Below are 20948 nucleotides of genomic sequence, written 5' to 3'. Positions count from 1 at the left end.
GATCTACTCCGCCGCCATGCCGGCGCGGATTTCGGCGCGGAGCTCGTCGATCAGCTTGAGACCCTTCTTGGTCTCGACATGCCAGAAGGTCCAGCCGTTGCAGGCCTGCGCGCCTTGCGCGACGGCGCCGATGCGGTGGATCGAGCCGACCTTGTCGCCGAGCATGATGGCGCCGTCGGCACGGACCAGCGCGCCGAGCTTCTTCTTGGCGTCGAACAGTTTCGTGCCGGGCATGATCATGCCGCGCTCGATCAGCTCCGAGAAAGCGACGCGCGGGGCTTCGCGTGCGGTCATGAACGGAGCGAGGCTTTCTTCCGGCAGCGGCTCGACCGCGGCGATGCGCGCTTCTGCCGCCTTCGCATAGGTCTTGTCGCGCTCGAAGCCGATATAGGAGCGGCCGAGGCGCTTGGCGACCGCGCCGGTGGTGCCGGTGCCGTTGAACGGGTCGATCACGAGGTCGCCGGGCTTCGATGAAGACAGCAGCACGCGCGCGAGCAGGCCTTCCGGCTTCTGCGTCGGATGCACTTTCTTGCCGTCGGCGCCCTTGAGGCGCTCCTCGCCGGTGCAGAGCGGGATCAGCCAGTCGGAGCGTGCCTGCACGTCCTCGTTGGCGGCCTTCAGCGCCTCGTAATTGAAGGTGTAACCCTTGGCCTTCTCGTCGCGCGCGGCCCAGATCATCGTTTCGTGCGCGTTGGTGAAGCGGCGGCCGCGGAAATTCGGCATCGGGTTGGTCTTGCGCCAGACGATGTCGTTCAGGAGCCAGAAGCCGAGGTCCTGCATGATCGCGCCGACGCGGAAGATGTTGTGATAGGAGCCGATCACCCAGATCGTCGCCGACGGCTTCATCGCCCGGCGCGCGGCAAGCAGCCAGGCGCGGGTGAAATCGTCGTAGGCGGAGAATGAATCGAACTTGTCCCAGTCGTCGTTGACAGCATCGACATGGGATTCGTCGGGGCGCTTGAGATCGCCCTTGAGCTGAAGATTGTACGGCGGATCTGCGAACACCAGATCGACGCTGGCTGCTCGAAGCTTCGACATCTCGGCGACGCAATCGCCGAGGATGACACGATGCGACGGGGACTCAAAGTTTGTGCGGGGCGCCCTTGCAGACGCCCCGCGACGCGACTCTACCATGACTCAAGAACTCTGACTCAGGCGACGCTGTCGGCGACGCGGGACCAAACAACCGACTGACCGTTACATTGAAGCGGCAAAGTAAAAATCGACTTAACCCGCCGCTTTCGTGAGCAGGCCGCGCGTCGCACCTCGCGTGCCGCCGGCCATTCGCATTCACCGTGTTTTGCAGTGTATTTCGCCTTTCTTCGCGTTGCGGGAGCGGCGCGGACGTCAAAAGGACTGCAAATTTCTCTCGGAAAAAATTGCACGTCCCTCGGAAAAAATTGCTGGCAGGCGCATGCTGTCGCACTAGGCAATTTTTGCCGAGCACGATATTGATAAAGGCAACGGAAATTTTACGTGTGTGGCGCGTTGAGCTTTCGCGCTTCTGCGCCCAAATGATGCCAATCGAGGATTTAAGGGAAAGCCCGCCATGCGCTACGATGATTTCCGCCGCAGCGACGACATCGAGGATCGTCGCGACGAGGGTGGCGGTGGATTCGGCGGCGGAGGCGGCGGGTTCGGCTTGCCGATGGGCGGTGGCGGGCTCGGCATCGGCACCATCATCGTGCTCGGCCTGATCGGCTATGCCTTCGGCATCGACCCGCGCATTCTGATCGGCGGCGCCGAGATCCTCACCGGCGGCGGCCAGGCGCCGAGCTATCAGACCGATCGCCAGTCGACCTCGGCCAAGCGCGGCGCGCCGACCGACGAGGTCGGCAGCATGATCGCCGGCATCCTCGGCGAGATCGACGACCGCTGGAGCGAGATCTTCCAGGCCTCGGGCCAGAACTATACCGGTCCGAAGGTCGTGCTGTTCCGCAACGCCACCAATGGCGGCCGCTGCGGCATGGCGCAGTCGGCGATGGGGCCGTTCTACTGCCCGCCGGATCGCACCATCTTCCTCGACACCGGTTTCTTCCGCGAGGTCGAGACGCGCTTCCGCGGCTGCTCCGGCAAGTCGGCGTGCAACTTCACCACCGCCTACATCATTGCGCACGAGGCCGGCCACCACATCCAGAACCTGCTCGGCATCATTCCGCGCGTGACACGGCTGCAGCAGCAGGCCGGCAGCAAGGCCGAGGCCAACGCGCTCCAGGTCAAGGTCGAGCTGCAGGCGGATTGTCTCTCGGGCGTCTGGGTCAATCGCGAGGCGAAGAAGCGTCCGAACTTCCTGGAAGCAGGCGACATCGACGCTGCGCTGACCACGGCAAGCGCCATCGGCGACGATACGCTGCAGCGCCAGGCCACGGGCCGCGTCGTGCCCGACTCCTTCACCCACGGCTCGGCCGCGCAGCGCAAGCAATGGTTCATGACCGGCTACCAGCAGGGCACGGTCCAGGCCTGCAACACGTTCGGCGGCGGGGCGTGATGCCTCATTCCGAAGCGCGAACCCGGAATGCGAATGTGATGGCGCGAGGTTCCGGGTTCTCGCTTCGCGAGCCCCGGAAGGACGAGTGAGGGTGAAGAATGGCGTCCATCGATGAAACAAAACAATTCATCCCGCTCAACATCGCGGTGCTGACCGTGTCCGACACGCGCGCGATTGCGGATGACAAATCCGGTCAGACGCTGGCCGATCGTCTCACCGGCGCAGGCCATCATCTCGCCGCCCGCGAGATCGTCACCGACGATGTCGAGGCGATCCGCGCGGTGATCCGCCGCTGGATTGCCGACAGCAGCGTCGATGTCGTCATCACCACCGGCGGCACCGGTTTTACCGGACGCGACGTCACGCCAGAGGCGATCGAGCCGCTGTTCGAGAAGCGCATGGACGGCTTCTCGATTGCATTCCACATGCTGAGCCACGCGAAGATCGGCACGTCGACGATCCAGAGCCGCGCCACTGCGGGCGTTGCGGGGGCGACCTACATCTTCTGCCTGCCAGGTTCGCCCGGCGCCTGCCGCGACGGCTGGGACGGCATCCTCGCCGCCCAGCTCGACTACCGCACGCGCCCGTGCAATTTCGTCGAGATCATGCCGAGGCTGGATGAGCACCTGCGCCGGCCGAAGGCGCAAGGCGCGACGGTGTAGCGGCGTTGCTGTAAGAGCATTCGTTAGCTGTGCGCGCTTTCTTCCCTTCTCCCCTTGTGGGAGAAGGTGGCGCGAAGCGCCCGATGAGGGGTATCTATCGGCACGGCGTGCTCCGAGAGATACCCCTCGCCCAAGCGAGCCCGCATCCACCAGCGACGCTGCCCTCTCCCACATCCGCCTTCACCGAGGCTTCGGCAGACATGAGGGGCGAGGGCACATTCATGCGCCTCTCGCTTCGTGTCGTTACAAATCCAGCTCCCACGTCTCGCCGACCAGATCGGTACCAAAACTGTGGTGTTTCTCTTCCTTCACGAGCTTGAAGCCGGTGCTCTTGTAGATGCCGCGCGCGGCAACCAGGATGCTTTGCGTCCACAGCGTCATTCTCTTGTAGCCCCGCTCGCGGGCGCCTTGGATGCATTGCTCGACCAGCGCGCGACCGACGCCGAGCCCACGTGCTTTCTTCTCCACCTGCAACAGGCGCAGCTTGGCGATCTCGTCCGTGGCCTTGACCAGGAAGATCGAGCCGACCGGCTCGCCACCGACTTCCGCGATCCAGCAGTGCTCGCGCGCGGGGTCGTAGTTCTTGATGAACTGCGCACAGATCTCGGCGACCAGCGCCTCGTAGCTGATGTCCCAGTTGTAATCAGCGGCATAAGCGATGCCCTGCCGGGAGATGACCCAGCCCATGTCGCCGACGCGATGGCTGCGCAGCACCACGGAAGCGGGCTGCTTTTGACGTGGCTCCAGCACGCTCTCGATCGTCGCCATGGCCTGCGTGAGCCGGGTCGCATCGTCGGCTGAAAGCCGGGCCAGCATCGCGGCGACCTCGTTTTGCGAGCTCAGGTTCAGATTGGCGAAGGTCTGCCGGCCCTTGGCGGTCAGGCTGAGCTGGTATTGCCTGCGATCGGCGGGCAGGGGCCTGCGCGTGATCAGCCCCTTTTCGTCAAAGCTCTGGACGATGCGGCTGAGATAGCCGGGGTCGAGACCAAGCTCGATTCCGATCTCCTTTGCCGCAAGGTCGTCGCGGTGCGCGAGCTCGTAGAGCACCCGGGCCTCGCTCAGCGAAAACGGGGTTTTTCCAAGGTGCTGGTCGAGCACGCCGAGCTTGCGGGTATAGAAGCGGTTGAAGGCGCGAACCGCTGCGATGTGGTCGTCTGTGCCGTTGAATGACATGGCTCACCTCGATAATTGCCATTGTCAAATAATTGTTTGACTTTGGCAAGTATCAAGACCGGCTGGCCTCAGCCGACCATGACGATCCGGCTGCGCAACATGGTCCGAGAGGAGCGGCCGAGCCGCCGCAGCAGCTGCGCCTCGGAATGGCGGGCCTGGGGCGGATAACCGCCGATCCGGTCGTAATGATCACGGGCGATCAAAAGGCCCTGATCGCCGAACGGGCCAACCACTTTGCGCGCCACGGCCCGGAGGACGTGGCGCAATCCGGTAGCGGCATAAGGCGTGCGTGCGTAGCGGAATACCGCCGCCCGCTCCTGGCCGCTGGTCGCGACGGTCTGGATGAACTGGGTGGTCTCCTCGATCCAGCCGGTTTCCAGCACCGCGCCTGCGGGGAGGAACATCAGCCAGGACGAACGAGCCTGAAGCGCGCCTGCGGCGAGCGCCGCGCCCTGCGAGGAACCCTCGACGCTGACGAAACGGCAGCCTGCCACGTCGGCAACGCGCTCGATGACGCCGTTGCGGGTGCCGTCGACCAGCAGGACTTCCCGGATGATGCCGGCGGCGGCACCGGGCACCAGCGCGGCCAGGGTTGCGACCGTCGTCTGCTCGACGCCTTCGGTCGGAATGATGACGCTCAGCATGATTGGGGCTTCAGTGTCCGCGCTTCGGGAGAAGCGCAATTCGCTATGATATTGTCATAAACACGCGGCATTGCCGAGTGCAACTTTTCGGGCAGGGCTTCGCGGTTCGATGGTAAACTGCCAGAGCCATCGCACATCCAAATTGTCTCCTGCGGGGTGGCAATGTTGCCGAATATTTCGGCGCGAATTCGCGGTGACGGTATTATCCCGGAGTTTCGCTGCGATCTTTGCGCAGCCTGCAGGCCACCGCAATCCTGCATGCGGAGGATGCGAGCGGACCGACACCCGGGTCGGCAATCCACGGTGCTGACGAGGGCCTTGCATGAACGCCGATCAACTCGCCGTTAGCGCGCCGACAACATCTGCCAGGGCTGACGCCGCGCCGAGCTTGCGGATCCGAGCGCTGATGCTGGGGGACCGCATCAATGCGTCCGGCCTCGAGATCGGCACGCTCGTGTCATCGACGCCGGCCGCCTTCCGCGTTCACGCCGGCCTCGCGGTGATCTTCCGCTACGGCGTCGTGGTGCTGATCGGCCTGCTGCCTTCGGAGGAGAAGGTACTGATCGACAGCCTCAAGTCGCGCGTGATCGGCGAGTTCAGCCCCTACGAGGAGGAGATCGCACAGGCGCAGCTGTGCAAGGATGAAAACAGCGAGGCGATCCAGCCGGGCGGGCCGATCTGCCTCTCCAAATTCTCGGACGACCGGCTGCTTCTGGTCGCGGACGCGCTCGCCAAAAGCACGTCGCTGGCCCGCGACGAGCGGCGGGTCGCCGCGGTGTTCGACGTCATCGAGCCGTTCGCGCGCGAGCTTGCCGAGTACGGCCGCACGCCGCGCCGCCGCAAGGGCATTTTGCAACTGATTGGCAACGCGCTTCTCGTCCAGCAGCGCGTCGCAGGCCGCGTTGCGGTGGCCGAGAAGCCCGACGTGCTTTGGGAGAAGCCCGAGCTCGACCGGCTCTATGGCCGCCTCGAGGACGAGTACGAACTGAAGGAGCGCCTCGACACGCTCGAGCGCAAGCTCACCGCCGTGTCGGAGACCGCCAACGCGCTCACCGACATCATCGACACCCAGCGCTCGCTTCGCCTCGAGATCGCGGTGGTGGTGCTGATCGTGATCGAGGTCGTGATCGGGTGCGTCCAGATTCTCTCGGGTATTCACCAATAGCGAGCTGCGCGTTACTGGGCCCTCTCCCCTTGTTGTGGGAGATGGCAGCGCCGCTAGGAGACAAGAACTCAATGGGGTGAGGGGTATCTATCCGCATACTCATTTGCAAACGTGGGCGCGGATAGAAACCCCTCATCCGCTCGCCACCTTCTCCCACAAGGGGAGAAGGAAGGAACCGCCGCCTCATATTTCATTTGGCTCGCAGCACCCTTGCACAACGCCGCGCGATCGTCAGTTCCTCATTCGTTGGAATAATGAAGCCGCGCTATCGCCATCATTGATGAGCTCGCGTGCCGCGTCGTTCGCGGCCGCATCGATGTGCAGGCCGAGCCAGCCGAGACGCTCGCTGATCTGGCTTCGGATCTCCTTCGCATGCTCGCCGATGCCGCCGGTGAACACGAGGCAGTCCAACCCGCCGAGCGCGGTTGCCATCGTCGCGATCGCCTCGGCTACACGAAAGACGAAGAGCTCGATCCCTGTCGCGCCGCTGTCTCGACGTCAATCGCCGGCTTCGCGCGGCGTGTTGCCGCCGGAGCTGTTGGGCCAGACCCAGCCCTGGATCTCGGGCATGTCCTCGCCGTGCTCGCGGACATAGCGCGCGTGTTCGATCAGCTTGTCGCGGAACTGCTGCTTCACCCATGCTGCCCTGGTCGCGAGTCCCGGCACACGCTCGATCGCCTCGATCGCGAGGTGAAAGCGGTCGAGCCCGTTGAGCACGACCATGTCGAACGGCGTCGTCGTGGTGCCTTCCTCGGCGAAGCCGCGGACATGCATGCCAGCATGGTTGGTGCGGTTATAGGTGAGACGGTGGATCAAATAGGGATAGCCGTGGTAGGCGAAGATCACCGGCTTGTCGCGCGTGAACAGGCTGTCGAAGTCGCGATCCGAAAGCCCATGAGGATGCTGGTCGTTCGGGTGCAGCGTCATGAGATCGACGACGTTGACGACGCGGATCTTCAGGTCAGGCAGCGCCTTGCGCAGCAGGTCCACGGCGGCGAGCGTCTCCAGCGTCGGCACGTCGCCGGCGCAGGCCATCACCACGTCGGGCTCGGCATTCGTGTCCTCGTTGCCGGCCCAGGCCCAGATGCCGATGCCGGCATCGCAATGCGTCGCGGCCTCTTGCATCGACAGCCATTGCGGCGCCGGCTGCTTGCCGGCGACGATGACGTTGATGCGGTTGTAGGTGCGCAGGCAATGGTCGGCGATCCACAGCAGCGTGTTGGCATCCGGCGGAAGATAGATGCGCACGATGTCGGCCTTCTTGTTGGCGACGAGATCGACGAAGCCGGGATCCTGGTGGCTGAAGCCGTTGTGGTCCTGGCGCCAGACATGCGAGGTCAAGAGGTAGTTCAGCGAGGCGATCGGCCGCCGCCATGGCAGATGCCGCGTCACCTTCAGCCATTTGGCGTGCTGGTTGAACATGGAATCCACGATGTGGATGAAGGCCTCGTAGCAGGAGAAGAAGCCGTGGCGTCCGGTGAGCAGGTAGCCTTCGAGCCAGCCCTGGCAGAGATGCTCGCTCAGCACCTCCATCACGCGCCCGTCCTGCGCAAGATGAACGTCGTAGGGCTCCGTCGGCTCCATCCACACCCGCTCGGTCGCGTCGAACACGGCATCCAGCCGGTTTGACGCGGTCTCGTCCGGACCCATGATGCGGAAGTTGCGCTCTTGCGCGTTCAGGCGGATGACGTCGCGCAGGAATTTGCCGAGCTCGCGTGTCGCTTCTCCGATGACGGCGCCGGGCTGCGGCACGTCCACGGCGAAGCTGCGGAAGTCCGGCAGCTTCAGCTCCTTCTTGAGCAGACCGCCATTGGCATGCGGATTGGCGCCCATGCGGCGGCTGCCTTCAGGGGCGAGCGCCTGCAGTTCGGGGACGAGCGCACCATTCGCGTCGAACAGTTTGTCCGGCTGGTAGCTGCGCATCCAGTCTTCGAGGATCTTCAGATGCGCCGGATTCTCGCGGCAGCTCGCAACCGGCACCTGATGCGCGCGCCAGAAATCCTCGACCTTCTTGCCGTCGACCTCCTTCGGGCCGGTCCAGCCCTTCGGGCTGCGCAGCACGATCATGGGCCAGCGCGGCCGCTCGACCGTCTTGCGTCCGTCGCGGGCGTGTTGCTGGATCGAGCGGATGCTGGCGAATGCGACGTCGAGCGCGTCCGCCATCGCCTGGTGCATCAATTTGGGATCGTCACCCTCGACGAACAGCGGCTCGTGGCCAAGGCCGCGGAACAGATCGCGGATCTCTTTGTCTGGCAGCCGCCCGAGCACGGTCGGGTTGGCGATCTTGTAGCCGTTGAGATGCAGGATCGGCAGCACCGCGCCGTCATGGGCCGGGCTCAGGAATTTGTTGGAGTGCCAGGACGCCGCGAGCGGACCAGTCTCGGCTTCGCCGTCGCCGATGACGCAAGCCACGATCAAATCAGGATTGTCGAACGCCGCGCCATAGGCGTGCACCAGCGCGTAGCCGAGCTCGCCGCCCTCGTGGATCGAGCCGGGAGTTTCGGGCGCCGCGTGGCTCGGAATGCCGCCGGGGAAGGAGAACTGCCTGAACAGCTTGCGCAATCCGTTCGCATTGCGCGCGATATCTGGATAGATCTCGGTGTAGCTGCCTTCGAGATAGGTGTTGGCGACCATGCCCGGCCCGCCATGGCCGGGACCGCAGACATAGAGCACGTTGAGATCAAGCGCGCGGATCACGCGGTTGAGATGGGCATAGATGAAGTTCAAGCCGGGCGTCGTGCCCCAATGTCCGAGCAAGCGCGGCTTGATGTGCTCGGGCCGCAACGGCTCGCGCAGCAGCGGGTTGTCGAGGAGGTAGATCTGCCCGACCGAGAGGTAGTTGGCAGCGCGCCAGTAGCGATCGAGGAGATCGAGGTCGCCGCTCGCGGCGGCTGTTTTTTGTTGGATTGTCATGTTCCTGCCGACCTTCACCCAGCGATCGCCACCAACCCGGTTCCGGCGCGATCGATCCGTCGCTCATGAAACGGGATGGCCGTGACGCCGGTGTTGCGCGAGGTCAAGGCCGGCGCGCGAAGTTTGGGCAGCTCTACTGTGCATGGGGTTGTTTTCAGGTTTTTGCTTTGTGTTCTTGATTTGTTCCTTTGGCGTGCTATCTTGGCTGCATGAGTCCAGCATCTTCTTCTGCTCTCAAGCACCCGCCGGTCACGGCGCCCTCCGAGCCGGCGGGTGCGCCTTCCGACTTCCCTGAGCTGGCGGTCGCCATCGACCGCAAGCGCAGGCGAGGCCGGGGGGCCCAGTCAAATGCCAGCGGCCGCTACGAGGCCGAGGCGCGCGTCGCCTTCGACGACGGCTGGCAGAGCCTGGATGATTTGCCGCCGTTCAAGACGACGGTGGCGGTCGACGCCTCGCGCAAGGTGATCACCCGCAACGACTCCCCCGACATCGGCTTCGACCGTTCCATCAATCCGTATCGCGGCTGCGAGCATGGCTGTGTCTATTGCTTCGCGCGGCCGACCCACGCCTATCTCGGCCTGTCGCCGGGGCTCGACTTCGAGTCGAAGCTGTTCGTGAAGCCCGAGGCGCCGGTGCTGCTGGAGAAGGAGCTCGCCGCCCCCGGCTACGAGCCGCGGATGATCGCGATCGGCACCAACACCGACCCCTACCAGCCGATCGAGCGCGAGCGCAAAATCATGCGCGGCATTTTGGAAGTGCTGGAGCGTACCGGGCATCCCGTCGGCATCGTCACCAAGTCGGCGCTGGTCGTGCGCGACATCGACATTCTCTCGCGCATGGCCAGGCGCAACCTCGCCAAGGTCGCGATATCCGTGACCTCGCTCGATCCGAAGCTGGCTCGCAGCATGGAGCCGCGCGCCTCGACGCCGCCGAAGCGGCTGGAGGCGCTGAGGCAGCTCTCGGAAGCCGGCATTCCCACTACCGTGATGGTCGCACCTGTCATCCCCGCTCTGAACGATGCCGAGATCGAGCGGATCCTCGATGCGGCCGCTCATGCCGGCGTCAAGGAAGCCTCCTACGTGCTGCTCCGTCTGCCGCTCGAGGTCCGCGATCTCTTCCGCGAATGGCTGATGGCGAACTATCCGGACCGCTACCGCCACGTCTTCACGCTGATCCGCGACATGCGCGGGGGGCGCGACTACGACGCGAAATGGGGCGAGCGGATGAAAGGCACGGGACCGATGGCCTGGACCATCGGCCGCCGCTTCGAGATCGCCTGCGACAGGCTCGGGCTCAACAAGCGCCGCTCGAAGCTGACCACGGATCATTTTGCGCGGCCGAAGCAGAACGGGGAGCAGCTCAGCCTGTTCTGATCAGGCAAGTGGAAGAGGCGCGGCATGAGTAAGGAAATTCCAGCCCCGATCCCGCGGCTGACCGTCATCACACTCGGCGTCAGCGACGTCCGCGCCAGCATGGCCTTCTATGATGCCCTCGGATTCTCGCGCCGGCTGAAGGCGACCGGCGAGGCCGTGGCGTTCTACGATACCGGCGGTCCGGTGCTTGCGCTGTTTCCCTGGGATCAGCTCGCGGCGGACGCGACCTTGCCGGACCAGCCAAGGCCGGTGGCTTTCCGCGGCACCACGCTCGCCTGGAACTGCCGCACGCGCGATGAGGTCGATGCGGTGCTGGCTTTCGCCGTCGGCAAGGGAGCAAGGCTGCTGAGGCCTGCGTGCGAGACAGATTATGGCGGCTATCGCGGCTACTTCGCCGATCCGGACGGTCATACTTGGGAGGCCGTGGTGGCGCCCGGCATCGAGGTCGGCGACGACCGGCGGGTGCATCTGGCCGGGTAGGGCGGCCGACCTGAATAACGGGAATTATCCGGGGTTCCCGGTTGCGCGGGCGGGGCCGCTTGCGCACGATCCCGGCCATGATTCGGGAAAAGTCCGCCAGGAAGCAGGCCAAAGGCGCGCCAAAAGGGGATGCTGCGAAGCAGGCAGCGCCTGCCGGGGCGGCCAAGCTTGCCGAGGTCAAGGTTCCGGCCGGCAAGAAAGGCGTTATCGCGATTGCGCCGCCGAGCTTCCGCCGCGAGCGCGCGCTGATCAAGCGCGGCGTCTGGCCGATTGCGGGCTGCGACGAGGCCGGCCGTGGCCCGCTGGCCGGCCCGGTGGTGGCGGCCGCCGTGATTCTCGACCCCGGCCGCATTCCGCGCGGCATCGATGATTCCAAGCGGCTGACCGCCGAGGAGCGCGAAAGACTGTTCGACAAGATCTGCGCCACGGCGCAGGTCTCGGTGGTGGTCGCCTCACGCGCCCGGATCGACCGGGACAACATCCTGCGCGCCTCGCTGTGGGCGCTGAAGCGTGCCGTGGCGGCGCTGCCCCAGGCACCCAAGCATGTCTTCGTCGACGGCCGCGACCGGCTCGACACGCCCTGCGAATGCGAGGCCGTGATCGGCGGCGACGGCATCGTGCTGTCGATCGCGGCAGCCTCGATCGTCGCCAAGGTCACACGCGACCGGCTGATGTGCGCGCTGGCGCAGGACTGCCCGGGCTATGGTTTCGAGCAGCACAAGGGCTACGCCGTCCCGGAGCATCTCGATGCGCTGGACCGCCTCGGCCCCACCGCCCATCACCGCAGCTTCTTCGCCCCCGTCGCCGCTGCCCGCGCCAAGCACATGCCCTGGACCGTCGAGCCGGTGCAGGACCTGTTCTCGGTCTCCGAGGTGGAGGTACAGGTGGAAGCGGGCGACGAAATCAGCGCTCGAGCGGGCCTCTAGCGTAGAGGGTCGTTGCCACGACGCGCGACGCCCATTATCAAAACGAATGCGAGCGAATAGGGCCGGCTGGACGGGTTGGCTGCATCTTTCGGGCGTTGCATGCGGTTTACCTCCCTGGTCATTGAGCTCATTCGCGCCCGGCCGCGGCTGATCGTGTGGATCGCCGTGCTGCTGCAGGCTTTGATGTGGCTTTTCGTGGCGCTTGTGTTCTACCGCAGCCCGCCCGGCTCGCTGGCGACCTTGCTGGCGTTCGGCAGGGAATATCAGGTCGGGACCGATCTCGGGCCGCCCCTGCCGGTCTGGCTCGCTGACATCGCCTATCGCCTCGCCGGCGGCCACATGTTCGGCGTCTATGTGCTCGCCCAGCTCTGCGAGATCGCGACTTTCATCGCGCTCTATCATCTCGCCCGCGCCGTGGTCGGCTCGCAGCAGGCGGTGCTCGCCGTGCTCCTGACCATGACGGTGCTGGCCTTCTCCTCGTCCGCGCTCGACTTCGGCCCGCTGGTGCTGGCGCGGCCGCTCTGGGCGCTTCTCCTCTTGCACTCCTGGCAGATCATCGGCCAGCGCCGCGGCAATGCCTGGTTCGCCTGGTCGATCGAGGCGGGCCTGCTGCTGCTCACCACGCCCGCGGCGGTCTTTCTTCTCGCACTGGTCGTCATCTTTGCGTTCGCAACCAGCGGCGGCCGCCGGACGCTGCGCGCGCTCGATCCGCTGTTCGCCCTGATCGTCGTCGGCGTGCTGGCGCTGCCCTATGCCGTCTGGCTGATGCGGGCCGAGACGCTGGTGCTGCCGGCCCTGCCGCAGGTGGCCGAGTTGAGCACCCGTGCGATCCACGCAGCCTGGCTGCTCGGCGGGCTGGTGCTCGGGGCTGCCGCGATCCCGGCGCTGACCTTTCTCAACACCCATCTGTTCGTCGCCAAGGGCGAGGAGGCACCGATCATTTACCGACCGCCGGTCGAGCCGCTCGCCCGCAACTTCGTCTATTTCTTCGCGCTGGCGCCGGCGCTCGGCGCGGTGCTGATCTCGGCCGTGCTCGGCCTCGACTCCGTCGTCGGCGGCGCCGGTGTCGTGCTGGTCATGTCCGGGCTTGCCGTGATCGTCGCGGCCGGCGACCTCATCGCGATGCGCCGTGTGCGGATGCTGCGCATGGTCTGGGCTGCCGCCGTCGTCGCGCCCGCCGCCGGCGTGGTGCTCGCGGTGCTGTTCCTGCCCTGGACCGGCGCCAATGAGATTGCGACCTCCATGCCGGCACGCGCGATCTCGGATTTCTTCGACGAGAGCTTTGCCCGCCGCACCAACCATCGCCTGCGCGCCGTTGCCGGCGAGACCCAGCTCGCCAGTCTGATCACGCTGCATTCCGGCCGGCCGCATCTCTTCATCGATGCCGACCCGGCGCGGACGCCGTGGATGAATCAGGCCAAATTCGCCGAGACCGGCGGCGTCGTGGTCTGGCGCGCCTCCGACACGGCGGGCACGCCGCCGCCCGAGATTCTCAAGCGCTTCCCCGGCATCGTGCCGGAAGTGCCGCGCGCCTTCGAATGGCTGGTGACCGGCCGCCAGCAGCTGCTGCGCATCGGCTGGGCCATCGTGCGGCCGAAGGGGACGTGACGCGCTCTCTCCACCGTCATTGCGAGGAGGCCTCGCGACGACGCAATCCGGAGTCCTCCCCGGAAAGATTTTGGATTACTTCGCTGCGCTCGCAATGACGGGGAGAGAGCGTTCTGCCCTTCACTACCCCGCCAGCACCTTCGCGATCGCCCGCAGATCCTGCCAAGCCAGCCGCTTGTACGCCGGCGAGCGCAGCAGGTAGGCGGGGTGGAACGTCGGAAGCGCGCGGATCGTGCGCTGGCCGGTGTCGTAGTCGAACCAGCGCCCGCGTGTGCGCATGATGCCTTCGCGGGTCGACAGCAGCGTCTGCGTCGAGGGATTGCCGAGCGTCACCAGCACATCCGGGTTCACCAGCTCGATCTGGCGCTGGATGAAGGGCAGGCACACTTGCGTCTCCTGCGGCGTCGGCGTGCGGTTGCCGGGCGGCCGCCAGGGAATGACGTTGGCGATGTAGGCGGTGGTGCGGTTGAGCCCGATCGCCCCGATCATGAGATCGAGCAGCTTGCCGCTGCGCCCGACGAAGGGCAGCCCCTCGATGTCCTCGTCCCGGCCCGGCGCCTCGCCGACGAACATGATGCGCGCCTGCGGGTTGCCGTCGGCAAACACCAGCCGCGTCGCGGTGTGCTTGAGCGCGCAGCCCTCGAAATTCTGCATCAGCTCGCGCAGGGCCTCCAGGGTCGGCGCGGTGCGCGCAGCCTCGCGCGCCGAAGCGATGGCGACGTCGGGTGCAGGGGCGGCCTCGCCGCGCATCACCGCGGGCGCGGCGACCGGACGGGGCGCCTCTACCGGCGCCGCGCGCGAGCTGGGTGGCGGCGCATCGATTTCCGCCAGGCGGTCTATCGGTTCCTCCGCCAGCGCGCAGTCGACTCCGGCCTCCAGATAGAAGGCGAGCAGCTCTCGGACAGTGGGCGCGGGTTCGGGGATCATGGGAAAGTCTGACTTTTATAGCATAGCGTTTTCAAGCGAAGTGGACACCGGTTCGCGTGAAGAAAACGCGTCAAAAAAGATCGGGACCTCCCCGGTTCTGGCGTACCAGAACCAGGCTGGACCCGTTTGGGCGGCCTTGCATCTGGCGGAACGTAATTCCGAGGTTGTCCTACCCGGAAAAATCGGAAACAAGAGGGCGCAAACGACCAAGGACCGTCTCAAGGGCTGAGATCAGATGAGCACCGAAGAACTTCCCCCGCGCGAATCCATGGAATTTGACGTCGTCATCGTCGGCGCCGGCCCCTCGGGCCTGTCGGCCGCGATCCGGCTCAAGCAGCTCAACGCCGATCTCAACGTCGTCGTGGTGGAGAAGGGCTCCGAGGTCGGTGCGCATATTCTCTCGGGCGCGGTGATCGACCCGGCCGGGCTCGACAAGCTTATCCCGGACTGGCGTGAGGATGCGGACTGCCCGCTGAAGACCCAGGTGAAGGATGATCGCTTCTACTGGATGACGGGCGGCGGTGCGATCAAGCTGCCGAACTTCATGATGCCGCCGCTAATGGACAACCATCACTGTTATATCGGCTCGCTCGGCAATGTCTGCCGCTGGCTGGCGCGCAAGGCGGAAGCGCTGGGTGTCGAGATCTATCCCGGCTTTGCCGCGGCCGAGGTGCTCTATGACGAGGAGGGCAAGGTCAAGGGCATCGCCACCGGCGACATGGGCATCGGCCGCGACGGCAAGCCGAAGGACTCCTTCACCCGCGGCATGGAATTGCTCGGCAAGTACACGCTGTTCGCCGAAGGCGCCCGCGGCAGCCTGACCAAGCAGCTCATCAACAAGTTCGCGCTCGATGCCAAGAGCGAGCCGCCGAAGTTCGGCATCGGGCTCAAGGAAGTCTGGCAGATCGATCCCGCAAAACACCAGAAGGGCCTGATCCAGCATTCGTTCGGCTGGCCGCTTGACCTCAAGACCGGCGGCGGCTCGTTCCTCTATCATTACGACGACAACCTCGTCGCCGTCGGCTTCGTCGTGCATCTCAACTACGACGATCCGTATCTGTCGCCGTTCGACGAATTCCAGCGCTTCAAGACCCATCCCTCGATCCGCGGCATCTTCGAAGGCGCCAAGCGGCTCGCTTACGGGGCGCGCGCCATCACCGAGGGCGGCTACCAGTCGGTGCCGAAGCTCAGCTTCCCCGGCGGCGCGCTGATCGGCTGCGCCGCGGGCTTCGTCAACGTGCCGCGCATCAAGGGCGTGCACAATGCGATGGGCACGGGCATGCTGGCGGCCGAACACGTCGCAGCTGCGCTCGCGGCCGATCGCGCCAATGACGAGCTCGTCGAATACGAGAATGCCTGGCGCTCCTCGTCGGTCGGCAAGGATCTGTTCCTGGTCCGCAACGTCAAGCCGTTGTGGTCGAAGTTCGGCACCGTGCTCGGCGTCGCGCTCGGCGGCTTCGACATGTGGTGCAACACGCTGTTCGGCGGCTCGCTGTTCGGCACCCAGGCGCACGGCAAGCCCGACCGCGCCACGCTCGATCCGGCGAAGAGCCACGCGCCGAGGAACTACCCGAAGCCGGACGGCAAGATTTCCTTCGACAAGCTGTCCTCGGTGTTCCTGTCCAACACCAATCATGAAGAGGACCAGCCGGTCCATCTCAAGGTTGCGGACATGAACCTCCAGAAGACGTCCGAGCATGACGTGTTCGCCGGTCCCTCGAATCGCTATTGCCCGGCCGGCGTCTACGAGTGGATCGAGGAGGGTTCCGGCCCGCGCTTCCAGATCAACGCCCAGAACTGCGTCCACTGCAAAACCTGCGACGTGAAGGACCCGAACGGCAACATCACCTGGGTTCCGCCGGAGGGTGGCGGTGGCCCGAACTACGAGGCGATGTAAAACGCGCCCAGCCAGAGCGGCCGAGGTCACAAAGGGTGATCCGGCGCGCGTTCGCGTGAGAACCCGGCCGCGGCTACCCGTTGCGGCCACGATAAGGCCATAGTACCGGCGTCTTGGGGCGGTCTTGATCCGCCAGCTGGCCGATTTGGGGCGTGCGGAGGGGATCGCCCGGTCCGAATCCTTGCGGTGAACCGCCAAAAGCGGCATTGTCGGCCCGACGGTTCCGGGTCCATGCCATCGGCTGCGTTCGCATGCGAGACGGCCTTCTGCTGCAAACCCAGGCACTACCAACTCAAGGCGAGCCCTGATGTTCTCAAATCGTTTCAACCGCTGGACCGTTGCCGCCATCGCCCTCTTGGGCACAGCGATCGCAACGGTCCCAGGCGCGGTCCTGGCGCAGACGCCGGATCATCCGGCCGATACGGCGGCGCAGTTTCCGACCCGAAACGATCTGAAGTCGCTCACTGGTGCCGGCAGCTATCTTGCCGCCCGCCATGCCAGCGTCGAGCGCGATGCGGCTTCGGCGGCCGCCTTCTACCGCTCGGCGCTTCGCACCGATCCCAAGAACAACGAGCTGCTCGACCGCGCCTTCATCTCCTCCGTCGCCGACGGCGACATCGATGAGGCGGTCAAGCTCGCCGAGCGCATCCTCACCATCGACAAGACCAACCGCGTTGCGCGTCTCGTCGTCGGCGTGCATGATCTGAAGCTGAAGAAATACGCGACCGCGCAGAGCAACATCAATCAGTCGATCCGCGGTCCGATCACCGATCTCGTCGCCACGCTGCTGTCGGGCTGGGCTGCCTACGGCGCCGGCGACGCCAAGGGCGGCGTTGCCACCATCGACAAGCTCGCAGGCCCCGAGTGGTATCCGCTGTTCAAGGATCTGCACGCCGGCATGATCCTCGAACTCTCGGGCAAGGAGAAGGACGCCGGCACCCGCTTCGAGCGCGCCTACAAGCTCGACGATTCCATGCTGCGCGTCACCGAAGCCTATGCGCGCTGGCTGTCGCGCAACAAGGATTCGGCCGCGGCGACCAATGTCTACCAGGCCTTCGACAAGAAGCTCGCCCGCCATCCGCTGATCGTGGAAGGTCTGCGCGACACCAAGGCCGGCAAGAAGCTGCCGCCGCTGGTCGATTCCGCGCAGGCGGGCGCGGCGGAAGCCCTCTACGGCATCGGCGCCACGCTGACCCGCCGCGGCGGGGAGGATCTGGCGCTGGTCTACCTCCAGCTCTCGCTCTACCTGCAGCCCAGCCATCCGCTGGCGCTGCTTTCGCTCGCCGATCTCTATGAATCGGTGAAGCGGCCGCAGATGGCGATCAAGGTTTATGAGCGCGTGCCGTCGAGCTCGCCGCTGAAGCGCAACGCGCAGATCCAGCTCGCCATCGACCTCGATTCGGCCGACCGCACCGACGAGGCGATCAAGATCCTCAAGAGCGTCACGACCGAGGATGCCAAGGATCTCGAAGCCATCATGGCGCTCGGCAATATCGAGCGCGGCCGCAAGCGGTTCGGCGACTGCGGCGCAACCTATTCGCAGGGCATCGATGTGCTGACGACCGGCAACGACAAGGCCAACAGCGTCTGGTACTATTATCGCGGCATCTGCGAGGAGCGCTCCAAGCAGTGGGCCAAGGCCGAAGCCGACATGAAGAAGGCGCTCGAGCTGCAGCCCGACCAGCCGCATGTGCTCAACTATCTCGGTTATTCCTGGATCGACCAGGGCGTGAACCTCGACGAGGGCATGAAGATGATCAAGCGCGCCGTCGAGCAGCGCCCCGACGATGGCTACATCGTCGATTCCCTCGGCTGGGCCTATTACCGCATCGGCAATTACGAAGAGGCGGTGAAGAACCTCGAGCGAGCGATCGACCTCAAGCCGGAAGATCCCACCATCAACGATCACCTCGGCGATGCCTATTGGCGCGTCGGCCGCACGCTGGAAGCCAAATTCCAGTGGTCGCATGCGCGCGATCTCAAGCCCGAGCCGGACGACCTTCCGAAGATCGAGGCCAAGATCGCCAACGGCTTGACCGACGACAATTCCAACTCTTCCGCGGCGCAGGCCGAGAAGAGGAAGGACGACGGCAAGGGCGGCTGAGCTACGCGCATGATCCGGAAAAGTGTGTAGCGGCTTTCCGATCGGACCATGCGCAAACAAGTGAGTCTTTGGGGGCTGATCGCCAATGTCGGCGTTGATTGAAGAAGGGCGGGCGAAGGTCAATTTGAGCCTTCGCGTCGTCGGCCGTCGTGCGGACGGCTATCATGATCTCGAAAGCGTGGTTGCGTTCGCCGATTGTGCCGACCGGCTCACGCTGGAGCCGGGCGGTGAGCTGAAACTCACGACCACCGGGCCGCTGGCCGCGGCCTGCGGCGAGACCTCCGATAATCTCGTGATCAAGGCGGCCAAGCTTCTGGCCGAGGCCGTGCCGGGCCTGAAGCTCGGCGCCTTCGCGCTCGACAAGGTGCTTCCGGTGGCCGCCGGCATCGGCGGCGGCTCGGCCGATGCCGCGGCGGCGCTGCGTCTCCTGGCACGCCTCAACAATCTTTCGCTCGACGATCCCCGTTTGCAGAAGGTTGCGCTCGCGACCGGCGCCGACGTGCCGGTGTGCCTGCTCTCGCGCGCCTGCGACATGACCGGCGTCGGCGAGCAGCTGCTGCCGCTCGCCTTGCCGAGCATGCCCTGCGTGATGGTCAATCCGCGCGTGCCCGTTGCGACCAAGGACGTGTTCCAGGCGCTGGGCCTGCGCAATGGCGAGCTCCTGGTCGGTGCCACCTCGGTCCTCCAAGCCCCGGCCTGGCCGGAGGAGGGCGGGTCAATCGCCGATTGGGTCGAGGTTCTCGAAACCGTCGCCAACGATCTCGAGGCGCCCGCTCTCAGGATCGAGCCCGTGATCGGCGAGGTGCTGGAAGCCTTGCGCGATTCCGCCGGCGTCAAGCTCGCCCGTATGTCGGGCTCGGGTGCGACGTGCTTTGCGATCTATGGCGCAGCGAACGATGCGCATGCCGCCGCCGAGAAGATCCGGCGCGATCACCCCGGCTGGTGGGTGCATGCGGGGACGTTGAGCTAGGTCTGTCCGTCATTGCGAGCGCAGCGAAGCAAATCCAGAATCTCTCAGCGGTGACAGTCTGGATTGCTTCGCTGCGCTCGCAATGACGTGGTATGTAGTTGAGCTAACCCGCGCCGTCCTCCGCCAATCCCAGAAACCGTCGGATCGCACCCAACACCTCGTGCGGCTTGTCGTGCTGCAGCCAATGCCCCGCGCCGGCGATGGTCTCGACACGCGCCTGCGGGAAGTAGCGCTGCAGGCCTTCGGCCCTGGCGCCGGCCAGAAAGCTTTCCCCTGCGTTGAGCAGCAGGGTCGGGCAGGCGATGCGCGACCACAATGCGACGTGATCGTCCGGCCACAGCCGGTGCGGCGCAGAGGCGCGCTGATAGGGATCGAATTTCCAGCTGTAGGTGCCGTCCTCGTTCTGCCGTGCGCCATGGGTGGCAAGATGCAGCGCAAGCTCGCGGGACAGCCGCTTGTTGTGCAGCACCATCTGTGCTGCGGCGTCGGCGAGGGTTGCGTAGCGGCGCGGCGTCCGGTCGTGCAGTCTGTCGAGCTGGCCGACCCATTTGCCGATGCGCTCGTGCACGGGCGGCTTCGGCGCATCCGGCAGCATGGTCACGCCATCGAGCACGACCAGCTTGGTGACGAGCTCGGGGAATGACCCTGAGAAGATCAAGCTCACCATGCCGCCCATGGAATGGCCGACGAGAGTTATCTGAGGCGCGGCGATGTTGCGGACCAGCTGCACGAGATCGTAGACATACTCCGTCAGCGCGTAGCTGCCGCCTTTGGTCCAGTCGGAATCGCCATGACCGCGCAGGTCGGGCGCGATCACGTGATAGTGTGGTTGCAGCGAGCGCGCGATGATATCCCAACTGCGGCAGTGATCGCGGCCGCCATGCACCAGGATGAGGGGCGGCGCGCGCTCGTTGCCCCAGTCGGCGTAATGCAGCCGCAGGCCTTGCGATTCGTAAGTGCGGTCTCGCGGGACGCTAGCCATTGGCCGGCCGCCGCGCCAGCGCGAGCGAGAGGCCGAGGCCGGCGATGAACACGCCGGAGCCCTGCGTGAGGCGCCGCATCAGAAGCGGTCGTCCGATCAGCTGCGTGCGCGTCGCGGAGGCCATCAGCACCACCACGGCATCGGCCAGCGTGTTCAGCGTCACCGAGATCGCGCCCAGCATGATGAATTGCAGCGTCGGGTTCGATCCCGCCGGATCGAGGAATTGCGGAATGAAGGCGAGGAAGAACGCCGCGGTCTTTGGGTTCAGCGCCTCGACCAGCACGCCGTCGCGAAATGCGCGCTTGTCGCCGACGGCTTCGCTCTCGAGCGACAGCGTCCGGCCGGCGCTGCGAAACGTCTTGATGCCGAGCCAGACCAGATAGAGCGCGCCGACGAACTTCACGGCAGTGAACAGTTCCGCGCTGGCGAGGATGATCGCGGAGATGCCGACACTGCCGGCCACGACATGGACCATCCCGCCCAGCGCCGTGCCCGCGGTCGAGGCAAAGCCGCTGGCGCGTCCCTCCGACAAGGTTCGTGCCGCGACGTAGAAAATGCCCGGGCCGGGAACGGCGGCGATGAGAAAGGCTGCGGCCAGGAACAGCCAGAAATTCGTTTCAACCATCCCGTTTTCGT

The 20948-nt window shown here is 65.4% G+C and carries 17 protein-coding genes and 1 pseudogene; 10 read left to right on the top strand and 8 right to left on the bottom strand.

The window, feature by feature from the left end:
• Window positions 1–3 precede the first annotated feature (3 nt).
• Window positions 4–1134, bottom strand: a complete 1131-nt coding sequence (locus ACRQ5Q_RS32470; protein WP_439373770.1) for a site-specific DNA-methyltransferase — start codon at window positions 1132–1134, stop codon at window positions 4–6.
• Window positions 1135–1549: 415 nt separating this feature from the next.
• On the opposite strand from ACRQ5Q_RS32470, the gene ypfJ reads away from it, so the two are divergent.
• Both ypfJ and moaB read left to right on the top strand, forming a co-directional pair.
• On the top strand, window positions 1550–2488 hold the full coding sequence (gene ypfJ / locus ACRQ5Q_RS32465; RefSeq protein ID WP_439373771.1) for a KPN_02809 family neutral zinc metallopeptidase: 939 nt from the start codon (window positions 1550–1552) through the stop codon (window positions 2486–2488).
• A 98-nt stretch (window positions 2489–2586) separates the two neighbouring features.
• A complete protein-coding gene (gene moaB / locus ACRQ5Q_RS32460) occupies window positions 2587–3150 on the top strand; it encodes a molybdenum cofactor biosynthesis protein B (protein ID WP_439373772.1) in 564 nt (187 codons plus the stop codon).
• A gap of 243 nt (window positions 3151–3393) precedes the next feature.
• Here moaB and ACRQ5Q_RS32455 read toward each other — a convergent pair whose 3' ends face one another.
• Window positions 3394–4323: a bifunctional helix-turn-helix transcriptional regulator/GNAT family N-acetyltransferase gene (locus tag ACRQ5Q_RS32455; protein WP_439373773.1), complete on the bottom strand. Its 930-nt coding sequence runs from the start codon at window positions 4321–4323 to the stop codon at window positions 3394–3396.
• Between the two features lie 68 nt (window positions 4324–4391).
• Window positions 4392–4967: a glycosyl transferase gene (locus ACRQ5Q_RS32450; protein WP_439373774.1), complete on the bottom strand. Its 576-nt coding sequence runs from the start codon at window positions 4965–4967 to the stop codon at window positions 4392–4394.
• A 322-nt stretch (window positions 4968–5289) separates the two neighbouring features.
• Here ACRQ5Q_RS32450 and ACRQ5Q_RS32445 point away from each other — a divergent pair, with 322 nt between their 5' ends.
• On the top strand, window positions 5290–6132 hold the full coding sequence (locus ACRQ5Q_RS32445) for an RMD1 family protein (protein WP_439394005.1): 843 nt from the start codon (window positions 5290–5292) through the stop codon (window positions 6130–6132).
• 190 nt (window positions 6133–6322) lie between these two features.
• On the opposite strand, the pseudogene ACRQ5Q_RS32440 reads toward ACRQ5Q_RS32445, so the two are convergent.
• Together ACRQ5Q_RS32440 and ACRQ5Q_RS32435 are read right to left on the bottom strand one after the other, a co-directional pair.
• Window positions 6323–6606, bottom strand: a pseudogene (locus tag ACRQ5Q_RS32440) (acetate/propionate family kinase); the annotation flags it as partial.
• Between the two features lie 24 nt (window positions 6607–6630).
• A complete protein-coding gene (locus tag ACRQ5Q_RS32435) occupies window positions 6631–9045 on the bottom strand; it encodes a phosphoketolase family protein (RefSeq protein WP_439394003.1) in 2415 nt (804 codons plus the stop codon).
• A 209-nt stretch (window positions 9046–9254) separates the two neighbouring features.
• On the opposite strand from ACRQ5Q_RS32435, the gene ACRQ5Q_RS32430 reads away from it, so the two are divergent.
• From ACRQ5Q_RS32430 to ACRQ5Q_RS32415, 4 genes are all read left to right on the top strand, one after another.
• Complete coding sequence (locus ACRQ5Q_RS32430) at window positions 9255–10418, top strand: PA0069 family radical SAM protein (protein WP_439394001.1); 1164 nt, start codon at window positions 9255–9257, stop codon at window positions 10416–10418.
• A 24-nt stretch (window positions 10419–10442) separates the two neighbouring features.
• The gene (locus ACRQ5Q_RS32425) at window positions 10443–10898 is read left to right on the top strand and encodes a VOC family protein (RefSeq protein ID WP_439393999.1); all 456 of its coding nucleotides are present in this window, start codon (window positions 10443–10445) and stop codon (window positions 10896–10898) included.
• Window positions 10899–10975: 77 nt separating this feature from the next.
• Window positions 10976–11824 carry a ribonuclease HII gene (locus ACRQ5Q_RS32420; protein WP_439393997.1) on the top strand — a complete coding sequence of 283 codons (849 nt, stop codon included), beginning with the start codon at window positions 10976–10978 and terminating at the stop codon, window positions 11822–11824.
• A gap of 99 nt (window positions 11825–11923) precedes the next feature.
• A complete protein-coding gene (locus ACRQ5Q_RS32415) occupies window positions 11924–13432 on the top strand; it encodes a glycosyltransferase family 39 protein (protein WP_439393995.1) in 1509 nt (502 codons plus the stop codon).
• Window positions 13433–13555: 123 nt separating this feature from the next.
• Here the strand turns inward: ACRQ5Q_RS32415 and ACRQ5Q_RS32410 are convergent, their stop codons facing one another.
• Complete coding sequence (locus ACRQ5Q_RS32410; protein ID WP_439373781.1) at window positions 13556–14359, bottom strand: uracil-DNA glycosylase family protein; 804 nt, start codon at window positions 14357–14359, stop codon at window positions 13556–13558.
• A gap of 235 nt (window positions 14360–14594) precedes the next feature.
• Between ACRQ5Q_RS32410 and ACRQ5Q_RS32405 the strand changes: the two genes are divergently transcribed.
• From ACRQ5Q_RS32405 to ACRQ5Q_RS32395, 3 genes are all read left to right on the top strand, one after another.
• Entirely contained in the window at window positions 14595–16256 is a 1662-nt protein-coding gene (locus ACRQ5Q_RS32405; protein ID WP_439373782.1) for an electron transfer flavoprotein-ubiquinone oxidoreductase, read from the top strand.
• A gap of 307 nt (window positions 16257–16563) precedes the next feature.
• Window positions 16564–18360: a tetratricopeptide repeat protein gene (locus ACRQ5Q_RS32400; protein WP_439393993.1), complete on the top strand. Its 1797-nt coding sequence runs from the start codon at window positions 16564–16566 to the stop codon at window positions 18358–18360.
• Window positions 18361–18445: 85 nt separating this feature from the next.
• The gene (locus ACRQ5Q_RS32395; RefSeq protein WP_439393991.1) at window positions 18446–19330 is read left to right on the top strand and encodes a 4-(cytidine 5'-diphospho)-2-C-methyl-D-erythritol kinase; all 885 of its coding nucleotides are present in this window, start codon (window positions 18446–18448) and stop codon (window positions 19328–19330) included.
• 103 nt (window positions 19331–19433) lie between these two features.
• Here the strand turns inward: ACRQ5Q_RS32395 and ACRQ5Q_RS32390 are convergent, their stop codons facing one another.
• Both ACRQ5Q_RS32390 and ACRQ5Q_RS32385 read right to left on the bottom strand, forming a co-directional pair.
• Window positions 19434–20312, bottom strand: a complete 879-nt coding sequence (locus tag ACRQ5Q_RS32390) for an alpha/beta fold hydrolase (protein ID WP_439373785.1) — start codon at window positions 20310–20312, stop codon at window positions 19434–19436.
• Entirely contained in the window at window positions 20305–20937 is a 633-nt protein-coding gene (locus ACRQ5Q_RS32385) for a LysE family translocator (RefSeq protein ID WP_439393989.1), read from the bottom strand. Before ACRQ5Q_RS32385 ends, ACRQ5Q_RS32390 begins: the two co-directional genes overlap by 8 nt.
• Window positions 20938–20948: the final 11 nt, after the last annotated feature.

The organism is Bradyrhizobium sp. PMVTL-01, from assembly GCF_051861855.1.
Classification (GTDB): domain Bacteria; phylum Pseudomonadota; class Alphaproteobacteria; order Rhizobiales; family Xanthobacteraceae; genus Bradyrhizobium.
The sequence above is the reverse complement of the archived record's forward strand: the minus strand, read 5'-3'. Positions and strand labels throughout refer to the sequence as shown.